Below are 16,947 nucleotides of genomic sequence, written 5' to 3'. Positions count from 1 at the left end.
AGCAGGCGGGTGTGTGGGTCGTGTGTGGCCTGTGGGGCTACGGCTTGCGGTTGTCCGTGACCAGCTTCCTGAAGGCGTCCGGGGTGATGGAGTCGATGCCCTGGCCCGAGTTGACGGTGATCTGCTTGCCGTCGATGAAGACCGCCGGGGTGCCCTTCACGCCCTCGTCGTAGAAGGCCTTGCCGACCTTGTCGACCCACGGCATGTACGTGAGCTCCTTGACGGCCTTGTTGAAGGCGGGCGTACGCAGACCGGGGACCTGGTCCGCGAGTTCCAGGAGGGTGGCGGTGGAGCCGAACCGGTCGTCCGTCTCCTTCTCCGGATGGTTCTCGTGAGCCAGACGGTCAGGGTGTGCTTCGCGTCCGCTTTGCCGTACGGGACCACGACCCCGTCCCTGCCGGAGGTGTTGGCGGGCTGGACGAACGGCCGCCCCGCGGCCTCGCTGTCGCCCGAGCCCGAGCCCGAGCCCGAGCCCGAGCCCGAGCCGGCGCCCGAGCCCGAGGCGCCGGCCGAATTCGAGGCGTAGACGCCGACACCGACCGCGATGCCCAGTACGCGATCAGCGAGCCGCCGACCAGCAGCCGCCCGCGCAAGCTTCGCGCGCCGGGCCTGCGCCTCGCGTTCGACGCGGAGCCGGTCGCGGGCCCCGCGTCGCTGGTCCTTCTTCGAGCTGGTGGACATAACACCCAGCGTACGGAGGGGTGGGGGCCGAAACCGGGGGGCATTGGGGTATATCGGGCGGGGACTTAGGTCCTGTGTTCGTTCTCCCGTGAGGGTCAGGTGAAGGCGAGACGAATGGTGCGTCACATCTGCCGGGGTGACGGCAAGTCGGTGTCGAAGACCTGATAAACAGAGGGATGTTCGCGGCCCGACCGGCCGTGTGTCGAATGCCTTGACGGGTCCTGGGGGGATCGCCGCACCGTGAAGCCGCTTCACCGTCACCTTGTCAGCACCTCGCGCAAGGTCCTGTGCACGGCCGCGCTAGCGGCCAGCCTGACCACCGCCGCGGTCGTCACCAACCCGTCGACCGCCGGCGCGGGTGAGTCCGAGCCGACCCCGGACAGCCCACAGGCCACCGACCGTGGCGACGCCCGCCTGGATCTGCCCGACCTCGTCGCCGACCCGCCGCCCACGGGCGCGGGCGCCGACGCAGGTGCGGCCGGGGGCGCCAGCGGGATACCCGGGACCGCCCTCGACGCGTACAAGCGCGCCGAACTGGCGGTGGGCGCCGCGCTGCCCGAATGCAAGCTGCCCTGGGCACTGCTCGCCGGCATCGGCCGGGTCGAGTCGGTGCACGCCTCCGGCTACGGCCTCAAGGCCGACGGCTACACCGAGAAGCCGATCCGCGGCCCGCGCCTCGACGGCAACGGCTTCGCCGAGATCCGCGACACCGACAAGGGCGAGTGGGACGCGGACGTCGAGTACGACCGCGCCATCGGCCCGATGCAGTTCATCCCGTCCACCTGGGCCACGTGGGGCGCGGACGGGAACGGCGACGCCAAGCGGGACCCGAACAACATGTACGACGCGGCGCTCGGCGCGGGCCTCTACCTGTGCGCGGGCGACCGGGACCTGTCGAACGCGGCCAAGCTCGACGCGGCGATCCTCAGCTACAACAACTCCCGCGAGTACGTGAACACCGTGATCGGCTTCATGCGGCAGTACGAGAACGGCGGCGTCACCGAGGTCCCGAACCCGCCCGTCGGGAACTACCCGACCCTGCCGCCGGGCAACCTGCCCACCCCGCAGCCGCCGGTCAGGCCGACGCCCACGCCTACTCCGACGCCGACGCCGACCCCCACCCCGACGCCGACTCCCACGCCCACTCCGACGCCGACCCCGACGCCCACCCCGACGCCGACCCCTGCCCCGCGGCTGGCCGAGCTGGCGGTGCTCGACGGGCCCGGGCTCACGGCCGAGACCGGCGCGGCGGCCTTCGGCGAGGTGCCCCGGGTGAAGGTGCTCCTGAGCGACGGCAAGCCGGCCGTCGGCCAGGAGGTGGTCTTCGCCGTGGAGGCGGACACCACCGGAGGCACCCTCTTCGGGACGGCGGACTCCCTGGTGGTCAAGGCGGACGCCCAGGGCATCGCGGCCGCCCCCGGCCTGAAGCCGGGCACCAAGGCGGGCACGTTCACGCTGCGCGCCTCGGCCTACGACACGCTGGGCAAGTTCACGGTGAGCTTCGACGGCACGGTCACGGCGAAGCCGGTCGTGGACAAGCTGGCCCGCCCGACCGGCTCGGAGCCGCTGGAAGCGGTCGCCGGTACGAGCATCAAGGGCATCGAGATCCTGGCCACCGCCAAGGGCAAGCCGATCGCGGTGTCCGACGCCGTCGTCGGCCTGGGCAAGGTGGGCGCGGACGGCAAGTGGGTCCCGGTGGACCCGGCGACCACGAAGGGCCCGTACTTCAAGGACGAGAGCGGCAAGCGGGTCTACGTCCGCGAGCTGCTCCCGACGGCCACGGTGGGCAAGTTCCTCCTGCCGGAGCTCTTCACCGACGCGGCCCTCCCCGCCGGCACGTACCAGCTCCGCGTGGCCGCCGCGGAAGGCGTCACCCTGGTCCTGGACCTCAAGATCACCGCCCCGGCCACCCAGCCGACCCCGGCCCCGACCCCGACCCCGACCCCCTAAGGCCTGCGGCCGGCGAGGCCCGGGCCCGAGGCGGCTGGCCTCCGGCCCCGGACCGCAGGCCGGCCCGCGCCTACGCGAAGCGGCCCGGCACCGTGCATACGGTGCCGGGCCGCTTCGCGTACCCCGCCACCCCCACCCCACCCGGGAGGGAAAAGGCAGGAGCCCTGTTCCTCTCTGCTTGCGCAGAGGGGGACAGGGCTCCTTGGGTACTGCTTTCCAACCCGCGATTTAGGTTGGCCCAGGCGACTAGGCCGGGGTGACGTTCTCCGCCTGCGGGCCCTTCGGACCCTGCGTGACGTCGAAGTTCACCGTCTGGTTCTCCTCCAGGGAGCGGAAGCCAGAGGCGTTGATCGCGGAGTAGTGGACGAAGACATCCGGGCCGCCGCCGTCCTGGGCGATGAAGCCGAAGCCCTTTTCAGCGTTGAACCACTTCACGGTTCCGGTAGCCATGAGCCCTCCTATGGGCCAAAGGGTCGCCCTGCTCCAGAACCTGCTAAGAAGTCTGAAAACTACAAAAGCCTGCGGGTCACATTCTCCGCAGGCCTCGTACTGCAAGGGAAACCAAACTGCAACTTGCGTCGAGCCTAGCACGCACCCTGCGGCCGAGACCAGAGGGAAAGATCACGTCACCCGGACGTTTGAGACCCGCTTCAAGGCTGACGGAGACGCGGGGGCTAGTCTCGCGATGTGGACGCCTATCGCAGCCGGCCCCGTGTCGGCCACATTCAGTTCCTGAACTGCCTGCCCCTCTACTGGGGGCTCGCCCGAACCGGCACCCTGCTGGACCTGGAGCTGACCAAGGACTCCCCCGAGAAGCTCAGTGAGCGGCTCGTGGAGGGGGAGCTGGACATCGCCCCGATCACACTCGTCGAGTTCCTCCGCAACGCCGACCAGCTCGTCGCGTTCCCCGACATCGCGGTCGGCTGCGACGGTCCCGTCATGTCCTGCGTGATCGTCTCGCAGGTGCCGCTGGAGCAGCTCGACGGCGCCCGAGTCGCCCTCGGATCGACCTCCCGTACGTCCGTACGCCTCGCCCAGCTGCTGCTTTCCGAGCAGTACGGGGTACGGCCCGACTACTACACCTGCCCGCCCGACCTGAGCGTGATGATGCAGGAGGCGGACGCGGCCGTACTGATCGGGGACGCCGCCCTGCGCGCCTCCCTGCACGACGCGCCCCGGCTCGGGCTGACCGTGCACGACCTGGGGCACATGTGGAAGGAGTGGACCGGACTGCCGTTCGTCTTCGCCGTCTGGGCCGCCCGCAAGGACTACCTCGAACGCGAGCCGGCCGTCGTGCGCCAGGTCCACGAGGCCTTCCTCTCCTCTCGGGACGTGTCCCTCGAAGAGGTCACCAAGGTCGCCGAGCAGGCGGCCCGCTGGGAGGCCTTCGACGCCGACCTGCTGGAGCGCTACTTCACCACGCTCGACTTCCGCTTCGGACCGGAACAGCTCGCCGGCGTAAGGGAATTCGCGCGCCGAACGGGACCGACCACGGGCTATCCCGCGGACGTCTCCGTACAGCTCCTGGAAGTGGCGGTCGTGGAGTCGGTCGTGGAGTCCTGACGGTCTTTACCGGCCGTTTCCGGGGATTTCATTCCTTTCCGCATTCCGTGCGCGTGGCAGGGGAATGCAGAAAGGGAATGGAATGCTCCAGTGCGGGGGCCGGCCGTCAGGGCCGGGTGGTCTCCGCCGGCGTGGCCACGCCGATGAGCAGCCCGAACGCGGCGGCGACCGTCAGCAGGGACGCGAGGAGCGTCACCCAGCCCCCGAGGATGCCCGCCAGCCCCCCGCCGGCCCGGCCGCCGGGCCCGGAAGCGGCCCGCGTGCCCGGCCGGGATCGCGATCAGGGCGTAAACGATCTCGCCGGACCGCCTAAGGTGCTGCCAAGGATCTTCCCGGGGGATGGGGGACGCGATGCAGCCGCTCGAAGCGGGCGAACCACGGACCATCGGCGCGTACCGGCTGCTCGGCCGGCTCGGCGCGGGCGGTATGGGCCGGGTCTACCTGGGGCGGAGCGCGGGCGGCCGGACCGTGGCCGTCAAGATCGTGCACCCGCACTTCGCCGCCGACGAGGAGTTCCGCGCCCGCTTCCGCCGCGAGGTGGAGGCGGCCCGCCGGGTGGGCGGCGAGTGGACCGCGCCCGTGCTGGACGCGGACCCGGAGGCTCCCGTGCCCTGGGTGGCCACCGGATACGTGGCGGGTCCCTCCCTCGACCGGGCGCTGGCCGCGCACGGGCCCCTGCCGGAGGCCTCGGTACGGGCCATCGGGGCCGGTCTGGCGCGCGCATTGGTGGCCGTACACGGGCTGGGGCTGGTCCACCGGGACGTGAAGCCGTCGAACGTGATGCTCACCCTCGACGGGCCGCGGCTGATCGACTTCGGGATCGCGCGGGCCACCGACGGCACCGCCTCGCTCACCTCCACCGGGGTCTCCGTCGGCTCTCCCGGCTACATGTCGCCCGAGCAGATCCTCGGCAAGGGCGTCACCGGGGCGGCCGACGTGTTCTCCCTCGGCGCGGTACTGGCCTTCGCCGCGACCGGGCTGCCGCCGTTCACCGGGGACAACTCGGCGACCCTCCTCTACAAGGTGGTCCACGAGCCGCCCGAGCTGGACGCCCTCCCGCCCGGCGAGCTGCGCGAGCTGATCGGCGCCTGCCTGGCCAAGGCCCCCACCGACCGCCCGACCCCCGAGGCCCTCGCGTCGGCCCTGGCCCCCGCCCTGGGCGCCCCGGGCTGGCTCCCGGCGCCGCTCGTGGAACAGGCCAGCCGGGCGGCGGTGGCCCTGCTCGACCTGGAGGCCGCCCCCGCCCAGGAAGTCCCGTCGGGCCCGGTCCCGTTCACGACCCCCTCGTACCCGGGCGCGCAGGGCTTCGGGCCGCCCGACCCCTCGTACGCGACCGGCGGAGGCCCGTACGGCACGCCGCCCACCGGGGGCGCGGGGACCGCCGGAGGCGGCTCGGGCTCGGGCTCGGGCCCGGGCGCAGGCGCCGTGCCGCAGCCGCGAACCGCGCCCGACTCCGGGCGGCAGGTCAGTGTCACCGCTGCCGGGCGCCGCTTCAGCTGCACCCTCGTACTCGCCGCGGCCGCCGTACTCGCCGTGCTGTCCGGCGGGCTGTACGGGATGGAGCTGCTGCCCGGGCAGCGGGACAAGGAGCGGGACCTCGCGGACGGCGGCTCCTCCTCCACCCCGGCCCCGGCGGCGACGCCCCCAACGGCCACGCCGAGCGCGAGCGGGGCCGGCGGGACCCGTACCGACGTCCCGAAGGAGCTCATCGGCACCTGGAAGGGCACCGTCACCACCGCCCGCATGGGGGTCTCCAGCGAGTTCGAGATCACCATCAAGGCCGGCAAGGTCGGCGAGGTCGTCGGCCGGGACAAGTCGATCCTGCCCGTCTTCGGCACGGACTGCAGCGGCGACTGGAAGCTCGCCTCCGCCACCGACCGCTCGCTCGTCCTCGACACCTCCGGCGGCCCCAACCCGGCCCCCGGCATCTGCTCCAACGGCTCCGCCAACGAAGGCTTCACCCTGAACGCCAACGGGACCCTGCACTACAAGTCGGGTGACGTCCCGGCCGGAAACCCCGAGGGCGATCTGACCCGCAGCCCCTGACGTGCCCCTCGGCCCAGCCGCCGCGGACCCCTGGCGTAGGCTGGATCGGTCCGGACCCAGACACAGACACACCGCCGAAAGGTGACGTACCGGTGACCGACCAGGCCGTTCTCCAGTCTGTCCTCGACCGTGCCGCCGCGGGGGGCCGGATCACCAAGGAAGAGGCGCTCGACCTCTACCGCCACGCGCCGCTGCACGCACTCGGCCAGGCGGCCGACGCGGTGCGCCGCCGCCGCTACGCCGGTACCGAGCACATCGCGACGTACATCATCGAGCGGAACATCAACTACACCAACGTGTGCGTCACGGCGTGCAAGTTCTGCGCCTTCTACGCGGCCCCCAAGGACACCAAGAAGGGCTGGTCGCGCGACCTCGACGACATCCTGCGCCGCTGCGCGGAGACCGTGGAGCTCGGTGGCACGCAGATCATGTTCCAGGGCGGGCACCACCCGGACTACGGCGTCGAGTACTACGAGCACCACTTCTCCGCCATCAAGCAGGCCTACCCGCAGCTGGTCATCCACTCCCTCGGCGCCTCCGAGGTCGAGCACATGGCCCGCATCTCCAAGGTGACGGTGGACGAGGCGATCCGGCGCATCCACGCCGCCGGCCTCGACTCCTTCGCGGGCGCCGGCGCCGAACTCCTGCCGGAGCGGCCGCGCAAGGCGATCGCCCCGCTCAAGGAGTCCGGCGAGCGCTGGCTGGAGATCATGGAGATCGCCCACGAGCTGGGTGTGGAGTCCACCTCCACCATGCTGATGGGCACCGGCGAGACCAACGCCGAGCGCATCGAGCACATCGCGATGATCCGGGACACGCAGGACCGCACCGGCGGCTTCCGCGCCTTCATCCCGTACACGTACCAGCCCGAGAACAACCACCTCAAGGGCCGCACGCAGGCGACGATCTTCGAGTACCTGCGCATGATCGCGATCGCGCGTCTGTTCCTCGACAACATCGCGCACATCCAGGGCTCCTGGCTGACCGTCGGCAAGGAGGCGGGCCAGCTCTCCCTGCACTACGGCGCGGACGACCTCGGCTCGATCATGCTGGAGGAGAACGTCGTCTCCTCGGCCGGTGCCAAGCACCGCTCCAACCGCATGGAGATCATCGACCTGATCCGCAAGGCGGGCCGCACCCCGGCGCAGCGCGCCACGACGTACGAGCACCTGCTGGTGCACGACGACCCGGCGAACGACCCGGTCGACGACCGCGTCGTCTCGCACATCTCCTCCACCGCCATCGAGGGCGGCACGGCCCACCCCGAGCTGAAGCTCATCTCGACGAACTGATGCGTGCGAACTGATGCGTACGCTCCACTCCGCCGAACTCCTCGTCCCGGGACCGGGATCCGCGCCGCTGCCCGACGGCGCGGTCCTGGTCGAGGGCGACCGGATCGCCGCGCTCGGCCCCTTCGCGGAACTCGCCGAGCGCCACCCGCACGCGCGCGCCCGCCGCTGGCCCGGGCTGCTCACCCCCGGGCTGCTGGTGCGGGGCGCCGACGAGCTGCTGGAGCGCACGTACTACCCGGACGACCCGTACGAGGTCACGGAGCTCGGCGCCGACCCCATCAGCGGGGAGGCGGCGCTGGAAGAGCTGAAGATGACCGAGGCGCGCTGGGGCAACAGCGCCCGGCGCGGCACCCAGAAGCTCCTCGCGCGCGGGGTCGTGGCGGTCACCGGCCGCTTCACGGTTCCGGCGGTGCGCACGGCGGTGGTCCGCTCGGGGCTCACGGTCCTGCCGGCGGTGGCGGCCGTTGAGGGCACTGCTCCGGGCACTTCTCCAGGTGCTTCCGCGGGCGCTGCTCCACGCACTGCCCCGTCCCTGGATCCCCTGGCGGGGCGGGAGACCGCCGGGGAGGCCTTCTACGGGGTGCTGGAGACCGGCGCCCCGGCCCGCTTCGCGGTGTTCGCGGTGGCGGACGAGGCCGCGCTGCTGGAGCTCGGCGCGACGACCTGTGTGGCCACGGTCATCAGCGGCCGGCTGCTGCACCGTCGTCGCTGAGGGGCGGCCGGTCGTCGGCGTCTGCATGGGTGTAGTCGCGGGGGTCCGCCTGCGGGTCCGCCTGCGGGTCCGCCTGGGGGTCCGCCTGGACGTCCCCGGCGTTCTCACGGCCGCCCTCCCGCGCCAGCGCGGCGAGCAGGCAGGCCTGCAGTCGGCTGATCCCGCCGAGCTTGGCCCGTATGTTCCCGACGTGGAACTTCACCGTGCTGACCGAGAGTTGGAGTTCATCGGCGAGCTCCGCGTTGGAGGCGCCGGTGGCCAGGCAGACGAAGACCGCCGATTCCTGCTCGGTGAGCTGGGCCCCCTGCGGCACGTGCGTACCGTACGAGGGGAACCAGCCGGGGACGCTGAAGCTGACGACGCGCAAGGTTTCCACGGTTAAGGGACGCGCGGACCCGACAGATAAGTTCCGCTCGCGTTGTACGGCCAGGCGTTGGCCTTGCAGCCGAGCAGACCCTTGATCTGCTGCATCATCGCGGGCGCGGGCTTGCCCGGGCCGGGGCAGGTCTCGTGCTCGCGGCCGAGCTCGTGCCCCACCTCGTGGTTGACGATCAGCGCCCGGTACTCCTCTACGGGGCCGCTGAACTGCGGAGACCCCTCCTGCCAACGCTTGAGGTTGACCACGACGGTGTGGCCGGCCCGGCAGTTGGTCTCCCCGATCAGCTCGGGGGTGACCACCTCGCACAGCCGGTCGGTGGTCGTCGGCGTCGCGATCTTCACGGTGAAGTCCACCGGCTGGCCGGGACCGGCGAGCTGGAAACCGTACGCCGGGTCCCGGGTCCAGCCGCGAGGGTCCGCGAGGATCGCCTCGATGGCCTTGGCCGCGGCATCCGGGTCCACCCCACTGCCCTCCTCGACCTCCACGCGCCAGCGGCGCGCGGGCCCCTTGCCCTGCGGCTTCCCCGAGGAGGCCGAGGCCGTGAACACCCCCGGCCGGGCGGGCGCGGTGGTGGCGGAGGGGGACGGCGCGGGCGGGCTCGGCGACGGGGACGCGGGCGGGGTCGTCTGCTGTGCGGGGGAGGCGGACTGGCGGCCGCCCTGCGCGGAGGGATCCCCGGCCTCGGAGGACTCCCCGCCCTTCTGGTCGGACCCGGCCGTCTGCCGGCCGCCGTCGGCGAGCGCGCCCTCGTCCTGCGAGCCCGCCGTGTACGCGGCCACTCCCACCGCCACCGCGACGAGCGCCGCGGAGCCGAGGAGCGTACGCCGCAGCCGCCTGCGGCGCTCCGCCCGCCGCTTGGCACGCGGGTTGTCCCGGGTACTGCGGTGGGAGCGACCGGTGGAATGGCCTGCCGGCATCGTGAAGCCCTTTGCTCGTGGCGGCCGCCACGGATCCGGCCGCTCGTCAGGCCCATGATCCATTGGGTGACCGTCGCCGGGCCGCACCGACCCCCAGTCAACGCGCCCCGGAGCCCCGGCGGAACTGTCCTCCGGGCCAGTTGTGCGTTGTCGTGGAGCCCCCGCCGCGCGGGGCCGGGGGGCCTGAGAGGATGGGTGGCCTGAGAGGATGGACGGGCAGCCGCCGATCCGCATCGCACACCGAGGGGCGTACGCCAGTGACAAGGGCTTCCCTGAACAAGCAGCCGCACGAAGTCGCCTCCATGTTCGACGGTGTCGCGGCGAACTACGACCTCACCAACGACGTGCTCTCCCTCGGCCAGGACCGGCTGTGGCGCAAGGAGGTCGCCAAGGCGGTCGCCGCGCGCCCCGGGCACCTCGTCCTCGACCTGGCCGCGGGCACCGCGACCTCCTCGCTGCCCTTCGCCGCGACCGGCGCGTACGTCGTCCCCTGCGACTTCTCCCTCGGCATGCTCCGCGAGGGCAAGAAGAAGCACCCGTGGCTGCCGCTGACGGCGGGCGACGCGACGCGCCTCCCCTTCAAGGACGACGTCTTCGACACCGTGACGATCTCCTTCGGGCTGCGCAACGTCCAGGACACCGACACCGCCCTGCGCGAGCTGTACCGGGTGACCAAGCCCGGCGGCCGGGTCGTCATCTGCGAGTTCTCCCAGCCCACCTGGGCGCCCTTCCGCACGGTGTACACCGAGTACCTGATGCGCGCCCTGCCGCCGGTCGCCCGCGCGGTGTCCTCCAACCCCGACGCGTACGTGTACCTCGCCGAGTCCATCCGCGAGTGGCCCGACCAGCCCGCGCTCGCCGGGCTCCTGCAGAAGGCCGGCTGGTCCGAGGTCGCCTGGCGCAACCTGAGTGGCGGCATTGTGGCGCTGCACCGGGGGACCAAGGGCTGAGGACTGGTTACGGACTGCTGCTGATGGACTACGACGCCCTGCTGGGGCGGATCGCGACCGACATCGCCCCGCTGATCGGCAGCGGCACTCCCGCCGAATACATCCCGGCCCTGGCGACGGTGGACCGGAACCGCTTCGGGATGGCGATCGCCGACCTCGACGGCAGCGTGTACGGGGTGGGGGACTGGCAGGTCGCGTTCTCCACCCAGTCGATCACCAAGGTCTTCGCCCTCGCCCTGGCCCTCGCCGAGGGCGGCGACAGCCTGTGGGAGCGGGTCGGCCGGGAGCCCTCCGGCAACCCGTTCAACTCGCTCGTGCAGCTGGAGTACGAGAACGGCATCCCGCGCAACCCGTTCATCAACGCGGGCGCACTCGTGGTCACCGACCGCCTCCAGACCCTCACGGGCGACGCGAGCAGCGAACTGCTGGGCTTCCTCCGCACCGAAAGCGGAAACGAAGCCCTCGCCTTCGACCCGGAGGTGGCGGCCTCGGAGCAGGAACACGGAGACCGCAACGCGGCCGTCGCCCACTTCATGGCCTCGTACGGCAACATCGACAACCCCGTACCGGCGCTCCTGGAGCACTACTTCTGGCAGTGCTCGATCGAAATGAGCTGCGCCGACCTCTCCCGCGCGGGCCTCTTCCTGGCCCGCCACGGCCTCCGCGCGGACGGCTCCCGCCTCCTCACGCGCAGCGAGGCCAAGCAGATCAACGCGGTGATGCTGACCTGCGGCACGTACGACGCGGCGGGCGAATTCGCCTACCGGGTCGGGCTGCCGGGCAAGAGCGGCGTCGGCGGCGGCATCATCGCGGTCGTCCCGGGCCAGTGCGTGCTGACGGTCTGGAGCCCGGGCCTGGACGCGCAGGGCAACTCGGTGGCGGGCGTGGCGGCCTTGGACCGGTTCACTACGTTGACGGGGTTGTCGGTGTTTTAGGGGGTCCCGGCTGACCGGTCGGTCTTTTCTTCGTCTCCGCGTCGACGGAGCGCTCGCTCGGCCATCCCGGTGGAAAGCCTGTCCGTCACCGATCTGGCCCGGTGGAGGGTCTCGTTACCGACGCGCCTGGCGACACCGACGCCCTCTGCTCCTGTTTCGAGCACCTTGTCCCTCGCCTCCGCGGCCGCGTCCACCCAACGTCTCGCCTCCAGCGACTGTCGACCGCGCTCGATGCCGAGCCGCGCCTGGAAGTCGACGACGGCGGTCGCGACGTGGTTGCTCGAATGCACCACGCTCCGGGCCGCGGTCGGGTGCAGCAGGACTTTGGTGTTGGCCGTGCCGGCGGCCGCGTTCATGCGGGCCATGAGGTGCTCGGTGCACCGTGAGAGGCGTTCCAGCCGGTTCTGCCGGGCGGTCCTCAGGGCGAGGCGATGCCGGTCGAGCTCGTCCGGGGAGGCGTCCAGTACGCGGTCGAGTTCCAGCACCGCGATCCCGTCCTGCAGCCGGGTACAACAGGCCAGGACGGTGAGCCACTCCTGGACCTTGGACTCGGCTTCCTTGGACGTCTTGGCGAGATCGCCGATCTTGGCCTCGTGCTCCACCTTCTCCGCGAGGGCGTCGAGTTGGCGCAGCGCGTACGCCTGGGTCCGCGCGATGGTCATCGACGTGGCCTGGACCTTCGACCAGGTGACCTCGGAGACCCGGCCCACGTGCTCTCGGACGGTCATGGCGTCCTCGATGACGAAGTCCACTCCGATCATGTCCGCGAGCACGGCGTCCTTCTGGGCGCGGAGCACGTCGTCGAGCTTCTCGACGATCGTGGCGAGATAGTCGGTGATCTCCTCCATGGCCTGTTGCATCGCGAGCTGCGCCATCATCCCCGCGGCACCGGCCAGGAGGGCCGGGTTGGGCGGAAGCGATGCGGGCCCCTTCACGAATTCGACGAATCCCTTGATCTGGCCCTTGTTCCCCTTCAGCACGCCTGAGCTGAGGCCCGTCTTCGAGCTCGTCCTCAGCCCGTGCTTGTTGACGAGGTGCGCCGACTCCTTGGTCAGCTTCACCCAGCGACCGGAGTTGGCGGCGATGTCGGAAGCAGCCTGTGCGGCTTCGGCCGCGGCACCGAGGGCGGGCCCGAGCCGTTGCAGCCCAAGGTCCTTCGACGGCAGGCCCTCGGAGACGAGGAAGCGTTCGACAGCCGTCGGAGGCCCGATGACGGCCAGGCCATCGCCGTCACTGATCAGCTGGATCTCGCTGTCCATCGTTGGCTCCTGAAGTGTGGGCAGGGAAGGTCCTGCGACGTGGCTGACGCTACATTTGCCTGCCTTGACATGGTCAGGTTCTGTTCAGCTCCGGGTGAGCGTGAGTTCGTACCGTCGGCCCTGTCGCGTGCCTCCCGGGAGGGGGAACCGCTTCGCCAGGGTCATGCCGAGGCGTTCGGCGACCGCGCTGGAGCGGGCGTTCTCCTCGTCGATCATCGCGACCACGCTCGGGACCCCTGCCTCCCGGACGCGGTCCAAGGTGGCCAGGGCGGCCGCGTACGCGTAGCCCTTGCCCCACGCGGAGCGGCCCAGGCGCCAGCCGATCTCGATCTCACCGACCGGGCCCCACTCCTTCTCCCGGGGCCACGGCTGCGCTCCGGTGAAGCCGAGCACCTCGCCCTCGCCGTCCAGGACGGTCCACAGGCAGTAGCCGAGCTGTGCGTCGTGCATGCGCTGGCGCGCGGTGAACTCTTCGTACAGGGACAGCTCCGCGGGACCGCCGAGGAACTCCATGACGTCGGGGTCGGCGAAGGCGCGGTGCCAGGCGAAGGCGTCCTCGTCGGTGGGTACGCGCAGCTGTATGACGGGGAGCGGCCGGGTCGGCGAGGTGTTCATCGGGCAGCCCTTCGGATCGCGATCTCTCTCGCTGCATAGACTGCACACGTCCGGTGCCGTTGGGCACCCTTTATCGAGTATCGAGCCTTCGGGAGACCCCGCAGTGACCGAGCCCCTCTCCGAACACTCCGCGGACGTGATCGTCGTCGGGGCCGGGCCCGCCGGCTCGACCACCGCCTACTACCTCGCCAAGGCCGGACTGGACGTCCTGCTGCTGGAGAAGACGGCCTTCCCCCGGGAGAAGGTCTGCGGCGACGGGCTGACCCCGCGCGCCACCAAGCAGCTGGTGGCGATGGGCATCGACATCTCCGAAGAGGCCGGCTGGCTCCGCAACAAGGGCCTGCGCATCATCGGCGGCGGTCAGCGGCTCCAGCTCGATTGGCCGGAACTCGCCTCCTTCCCGGACTACGGACTCGTCCGCAAGCGCGACGACTTCGACGAGACCCTGGCCCGCCAGGCGCAGAAGGCCGGCGCCCGGCTGTACGAGCGCTGCAACGTCGGCGAGCCCGTACGTGACGCGCGCACCGGGCACATCACCGGCGTGCAGGCGAAGCTGGGCGAGGAGAAGACCCAGGTCACCTTCCACGCCCCGCTCGTCGTCGCGGCCGACGGCAACTCCTCGCGGCTCTCCCTCGCGATGGGTCTGCACCGGCGCGAGGACCGGCCGATGGGTGTCGCGGTGCGTACGTACTTCACCTCGCCCCGGCACGACGACGACTACCTGGAGTCCTGGCTGGAGCTGTGGGACCGGCGCGGCGCGCAGGACCGGCTGCTGCCCGGCTACGGCTGGATCTTCGGCATGGGCGACGGTACGTCCAACGTCGGCCTCGGCATCCTCAACTCCTCCTCCGCCTTCAAGGAGCTGGACTGGCGCGAGGTCCTCAAGGCCTGGTGCGCCTCCATGCCGGAGGACTGGGGCTACACCCCCGAGAACATGACCCAGCCGATCCGCGGCGCGGCCCTGCCGATGGCCTTCAACCGGCAACCGCACTACACCAAGGGCCTGCTGCTGGTCGGTGACGCGGGCGGGCTCGTCAACCCGTTCAACGGCGAGGGCATCGCGTACGCCATGGAGTCGGGCCAGATCGCGGCCGACGTCATCGTGCAGGCCCACGCCCGGGCCACCCCGGCGCTGCGCGAACTGACGCTGCACAGCTACCCGAAGGTGCTCAAGGAGACCTACGGCGGCTACTACACGCTGGGCCGCGCCTTCGTGAAGCTGATCGGCAACCCGAAGGTGATGAAGGTGGCCACGCAGCGCGGCCTGACCCACCCGGTGCTGATGAAGTTCACGCTGAAGATGCTGGCCAACCTCACCGACCCGACGGGCGGCGACGCGATGGACCGCATCATCAACGGCCTCTCGAAGGTGGCACCCAAGGCCTGAGGGCTACGGCTCGGGGGCGGTGGCGCTGTCGGTGGCGCCGCCGCCGTGTACGGAGCGCACGCAGCGGGCCAGCAGGGCCAGGCCGCATATGAGCAGGGCCCCGGAGGCGGTCCAGGTGAGTGCGAGGGTGAGGGCGTGGCCGGGCTTCTGCCAGGGGCGGGTGGTGGTCAGCAGCCAGCCGCCCACGGCGAGCAGGCCGAGGCCGAGGGCGGCGGGCAGGGCGGTGGGGTCGCCGGGGGCGTGGTCCTCGTACGGCTCCGGGTTCACGGGTCGCCGCCTCCATCCACTGCTGGGCCGAACGGCCGGATCGTGCGGGGCCCTATCTTCGCAGGGCCTCGGCCGGCTCGATGCGGGCCGCCCGCCATGCGGGATAGAGGCCGGCCAGTAGTCCGGTGACCAGGCCGACGGCCGGCGCCGCGGCGACGGTGGCCGGGTGGATCACCGGGGTCCAGTCGCGGGCAACGGAGACGGCGACCACGGTCAGCTCGCCGAGCGAGGTGCCGACCAGCCCGCCGAGCGCACCCAAAGCCGCCGACTCGGTGAGGAACTGGGCCGAGACGTGCCGCCCCCGGGCGCCGAGCGCCCGGCGCAGCCCGATCTCGCCGGTCCGCTCCAGCACGGCGACGAGCGTGGTGTTGGCGATCCCCACCGCGCCGATGACCAGGCAGATCCCGGCGAGCAGGAGGAAGAGCGCGCTGAGGTCCGAGGTGACCCCGGAGCGCAGCATCCGCGGGTCGGGCGGCGGTACGGCCTTGAGGTACTCGGGGTGGTCGGGGCGCAGGGCCAGCGGGGCGAGGTCGGCGACCTGGCGGGCGGCGCCGAGCTCGGTGGCGATCAGCATGCCGGCGCTGCCGGGCGAGGGCTGCCCCCACAGTTCCTCGGCGGTGGCCCGGGGCACGAGCACGGACAGCAGGTTCTCCGGCTTGCGTTCCACGTCGGAGATGATCCCCGCGACGGTGAACGGCTCCTGCCCGATGTAGAGCGCGGGCCGGGTGGCCAGGGTGGTGATGCCGAGGCGGCCCGCGAGTCCGGACCCGATGACGACCACGCGCTGTCGGCTCTGCTCGGAGAACTCGTCGTAGAGGCGGCCCTCCTGGAGGGTGGGCACGAGGGCGGCGACGGCTCCGGGGGAGGCGGCGACCACGGACGTGCCGCTGGTGGACGCCCCGCCGGCCGACCCGCCGCCGGAGGGCAGGGCGCCGAGGGTGGTCCGCGAGTCGAGCCGTACGGTCCACATGACCCCGGCGTGCTCGATGCCGGCGACGGCGCGCAACCGCTGCTCGGCGTCGGAGGGGAAACCGGGTCCCGCGAACTCGTTCTGCTGGGTGGACACGTCCTCGATGGTCACCTCGGTGGCGGTCAGGACGTTGAACCGGCCGTCGATCTGCGAGGAGATGGTGGCGGTGAGACCGAGGACGGCCACGAAACTGCCGACGCCGAGGACGGTGCCGAGGGCGGTGAGCACGGCCCGGCCGGGGCGGCGCAGCATGCCGGCGACGGCCTCGGCGAGTGCGTCGCGCACGGACAGCCGGGTCCGCTGGACGGTGCTCACGTACGCAGCCGCCCGTCGTGGATGGTGACGGTACGGGCGCCGCGCCGGGCCACTTCGGGGTCGTGGGTGATGACGAGCACGGTCATCCCGGAGGCGTGGAGTTCGTCGAGCAGGCCCAGTACGGAGGAGGCGTTCGCGGAGTCGAGGTTGCCGGTGGGCTCGTCGCACAGCAGCAGCGAGGGCCGTCCGACGAGGGCGCGGGCGATGGCCACGCGCTGGCGTTCGCCGCCGGACAGCCGCCCGGGCACGGCGCCGGCGCGGTGCCCGAGGCCGACCTGGTCGAGTGCCTCGCGGGCCCGTACGAGGCGCTGCGCGCGCGGTGTTCCGGTGTAGAGCATGGCGAGGGTGACGTTCTCCAGGGCGGACCGGTGGGGGAGGAGGTGGAAGGACTGGAACACGAACCCGATCCGGCGGCCGCGCAGGGCGGTGCGCTCCAGGTCGGGGAGGGCGGCGGTGTCGATCCCGTCGAGGAGGTACCGGCCGCTGGTGGGGGAGTCGAGCAGCCCGGCGACGTTGAGGAAGGTGGACTTCCCGGAGCCGGAGGGTCCGACGACGGTGATGAACTCCCCGCGCTCCACGACCAGTTCGCAGGGGTGCAGGGCCTCGACGGGGGGTGGTCCGGGGTAGGTGAGGCCGACCCCGCGGAACTCGATGACGGGGGCGGTGCCGCTGCCCGACTCGGGAGCCGCCGCTGTCCCCCGGGGGCGGC

Annotated in this window: 18 protein-coding genes; 9 read left to right on the top strand and 9 right to left on the bottom strand. The window is 71.7% G+C overall.

The annotated features are described in order from the left end of the window. Nucleotides 1-37 precede the first annotated feature (37 nt). The gene (locus OG625_RS16160; protein WP_443067892.1) at nucleotides 38-250 is read right to left on the bottom strand and encodes a thioredoxin domain-containing protein; all 213 of its coding nucleotides are present in this window, start codon (nucleotides 248-250) and stop codon (nucleotides 38-40) included. Between the two features lie 81 nt (nucleotides 251-331). Here OG625_RS16160 and OG625_RS16155 point away from each other — a divergent pair, with 81 nt between their 5' ends. Beyond that, nucleotides 332-526, top strand: a complete 195-nt coding sequence (locus OG625_RS16155) for a hypothetical protein (RefSeq protein WP_329380953.1) — start codon at nucleotides 332-334, stop codon at nucleotides 524-526. 395 nt (nucleotides 527-921) lie between these two features. Next, on the top strand, nucleotides 922-2,631 hold the full coding sequence (locus tag OG625_RS16150; protein ID WP_329380951.1) for a hypothetical protein: 1,710 nt from the start codon (nucleotides 922-924) through the stop codon (nucleotides 2,629-2,631). Between the two features lie 246 nt (nucleotides 2,632-2,877). Here OG625_RS16150 and OG625_RS16145 read toward each other — a convergent pair whose 3' ends face one another. After that, the gene (locus tag OG625_RS16145; RefSeq protein ID WP_030012116.1) at nucleotides 2,878-3,081 is read right to left on the bottom strand and encodes a cold-shock protein; all 204 of its coding nucleotides are present in this window, start codon (nucleotides 3,079-3,081) and stop codon (nucleotides 2,878-2,880) included. Between the two features lie 237 nt (nucleotides 3,082-3,318). Here OG625_RS16145 and OG625_RS16140 point away from each other — a divergent pair, with 237 nt between their 5' ends. The 4 genes from OG625_RS16140 to OG625_RS16125 all read left to right on the top strand — a co-directional run bounded on the left by OG625_RS16140 (nucleotide 3,319) and on the right by OG625_RS16125 (nucleotide 8,244). Further along, nucleotides 3,319-4,194: a menaquinone biosynthetic enzyme MqnA/MqnD family protein gene (locus OG625_RS16140; RefSeq protein WP_329380949.1), complete on the top strand. Its 876-nt coding sequence runs from the start codon at nucleotides 3,319-3,321 to the stop codon at nucleotides 4,192-4,194. Between the two features lie 351 nt (nucleotides 4,195-4,545). Then, the gene (locus OG625_RS16135; RefSeq protein ID WP_329390710.1) at nucleotides 4,546-6,240 is read left to right on the top strand and encodes a serine/threonine-protein kinase; all 1,695 of its coding nucleotides are present in this window, start codon (nucleotides 4,546-4,548) and stop codon (nucleotides 6,238-6,240) included. 92 nt (nucleotides 6,241-6,332) lie between these two features. Continuing rightward, nucleotides 6,333-7,532 carry a cyclic dehypoxanthinyl futalosine synthase gene (mqnC, locus tag OG625_RS16130; protein WP_329380947.1) on the top strand — a complete coding sequence of 400 codons (1,200 nt, stop codon included), beginning with the start codon at nucleotides 6,333-6,335 and terminating at the stop codon, nucleotides 7,530-7,532. Nucleotides 7,533-7,545: 13 nt separating this feature from the next. Beyond that, a complete protein-coding gene (locus OG625_RS16125; RefSeq protein WP_329380945.1) occupies nucleotides 7,546-8,244 on the top strand; it encodes an imidazolonepropionase-like domain-containing protein in 699 nt (232 codons plus the stop codon). Here OG625_RS16125 and OG625_RS16120 read toward each other — a convergent pair. Both OG625_RS16120 and OG625_RS16115 read right to left on the bottom strand, forming a co-directional pair. After that, nucleotides 8,213-8,611 carry a response regulator transcription factor gene (locus OG625_RS16120; protein WP_329380943.1) on the bottom strand — a complete coding sequence of 133 codons (399 nt, stop codon included), beginning with the start codon at nucleotides 8,609-8,611 and terminating at the stop codon, nucleotides 8,213-8,215. The two genes, OG625_RS16125 and OG625_RS16120, sit on opposite strands and share 32 nt — an antisense overlap. A gap of 11 nt (nucleotides 8,612-8,622) precedes the next feature. Continuing rightward, nucleotides 8,623-9,540: a DUF3152 domain-containing protein gene (locus OG625_RS16115; protein WP_329380942.1), complete on the bottom strand. Its 918-nt coding sequence runs from the start codon at nucleotides 9,538-9,540 to the stop codon at nucleotides 8,623-8,625. Nucleotides 9,541-9,797: 257 nt separating this feature from the next. Between OG625_RS16115 and OG625_RS16110 the strand changes: the two genes are divergently transcribed. Both OG625_RS16110 and OG625_RS16105 read left to right on the top strand, forming a co-directional pair. After that, nucleotides 9,798-10,490 (top strand): demethylmenaquinone methyltransferase, encoded by a 693-nt coding sequence (locus OG625_RS16110; RefSeq protein ID WP_329380940.1) that lies wholly within the window; start codon nucleotides 9,798-9,800, stop codon nucleotides 10,488-10,490. A 23-nt stretch (nucleotides 10,491-10,513) separates the two neighbouring features. After that, on the top strand, nucleotides 10,514-11,425 hold the full coding sequence (locus OG625_RS16105) for a glutaminase (protein WP_329380938.1): 912 nt from the start codon (nucleotides 10,514-10,516) through the stop codon (nucleotides 11,423-11,425). Here the strand turns inward: OG625_RS16105 and OG625_RS16100 are convergent. Together OG625_RS16100 and OG625_RS16095 are read right to left on the bottom strand one after the other, a co-directional pair. Further along, nucleotides 11,422-12,684, bottom strand: coding sequence for a hypothetical protein (locus tag OG625_RS16100; protein ID WP_329380936.1), 1,263 nt, complete (start codon nucleotides 12,682-12,684; stop codon nucleotides 11,422-11,424). The two genes, OG625_RS16105 and OG625_RS16100, sit on opposite strands and share 4 nt — an antisense overlap. A gap of 84 nt (nucleotides 12,685-12,768) precedes the next feature. Next, complete coding sequence (locus OG625_RS16095) at nucleotides 12,769-13,299, bottom strand: GNAT family N-acetyltransferase (protein ID WP_329380934.1); 531 nt, start codon at nucleotides 13,297-13,299, stop codon at nucleotides 12,769-12,771. Nucleotides 13,300-13,402: 103 nt separating this feature from the next. Between OG625_RS16095 and OG625_RS16090 the strand changes: the two genes are divergently transcribed. Continuing rightward, nucleotides 13,403-14,686, top strand: a complete 1,284-nt coding sequence (locus OG625_RS16090; protein WP_329380933.1) for a geranylgeranyl reductase family protein — start codon at nucleotides 13,403-13,405, stop codon at nucleotides 14,684-14,686. Between the two features lie 3 nt (nucleotides 14,687-14,689). On the opposite strand, the gene OG625_RS16085 is transcribed toward OG625_RS16090, so the two are convergent. The 3 genes from OG625_RS16085 to OG625_RS16075 are packed head-to-tail and all read right to left on the bottom strand — an operon-like array spanning nucleotide 14,690 to nucleotide 16,891. Next, nucleotides 14,690-14,953: a hypothetical protein gene (locus OG625_RS16085; RefSeq protein WP_329380931.1), complete on the bottom strand. Its 264-nt coding sequence runs from the start codon at nucleotides 14,951-14,953 to the stop codon at nucleotides 14,690-14,692. A gap of 52 nt (nucleotides 14,954-15,005) precedes the next feature. Continuing rightward, nucleotides 15,006-16,238: an ABC transporter permease gene (locus OG625_RS16080; protein WP_329380929.1), complete on the bottom strand. Its 1,233-nt coding sequence runs from the start codon at nucleotides 16,236-16,238 to the stop codon at nucleotides 15,006-15,008. Next, nucleotides 16,235-16,891 (bottom strand): ABC transporter ATP-binding protein, encoded by a 657-nt coding sequence (locus tag OG625_RS16075; protein ID WP_329390708.1) that lies wholly within the window; start codon nucleotides 16,889-16,891, stop codon nucleotides 16,235-16,237. The genes OG625_RS16080 and OG625_RS16075 overlap by 4 nt, the downstream gene beginning before the upstream one ends. Nucleotides 16,892-16,947 lie beyond the last annotated feature (56 nt).

This window comes from Streptomyces sp. NBC_01351 (assembly GCF_036237315.1).
Classification (GTDB): domain Bacteria; phylum Actinomycetota; class Actinomycetes; order Streptomycetales; family Streptomycetaceae; genus Streptomyces.
The sequence above is the reverse complement of the archived record's forward strand: the minus strand, read 5'-3'. Positions and strand labels throughout refer to the sequence as shown.

What these genes read in the sequence shown, in the direction of transcription:
- OG625_RS16095 (WP_329380934.1), bottom strand. Translation starts at nt 13,299, where the DNA reads ATGAACACCTCGCCGACCCGGCCGCTCCCCGTCATACAGCTGCGCGTA.
- OG625_RS16135 (WP_329390710.1), top strand. Translation starts at nt 4,546, where the DNA reads ATGCAGCCGCTCGAAGCGGGCGAACCACGGACCATCGGCGCGTACCGG.
- OG625_RS16115 (WP_329380942.1), bottom strand. Translation starts at nt 9,540, where the DNA reads ATGCCGGCAGGCCATTCCACCGGTCGCTCCCACCGCAGTACCCGGGAC.
- OG625_RS16125 (WP_329380945.1), top strand. Translation starts at nt 7,546, where the DNA reads ATGCGTACGCTCCACTCCGCCGAACTCCTCGTCCCGGGACCGGGATCC.
- OG625_RS16145 (WP_030012116.1), bottom strand. Translation starts at nt 3,081, where the DNA reads ATGGCTACCGGAACCGTGAAGTGGTTCAACGCTGAAAAGGGCTTCGGC.
- OG625_RS16105 (WP_329380938.1), top strand. Translation starts at nt 10,514, where the DNA reads ATGGACTACGACGCCCTGCTGGGGCGGATCGCGACCGACATCGCCCCG.
- OG625_RS16100 (WP_329380936.1), bottom strand. Translation starts at nt 12,684, where the DNA reads ATGGACAGCGAGATCCAGCTGATCAGTGACGGCGATGGCCTGGCCGTC.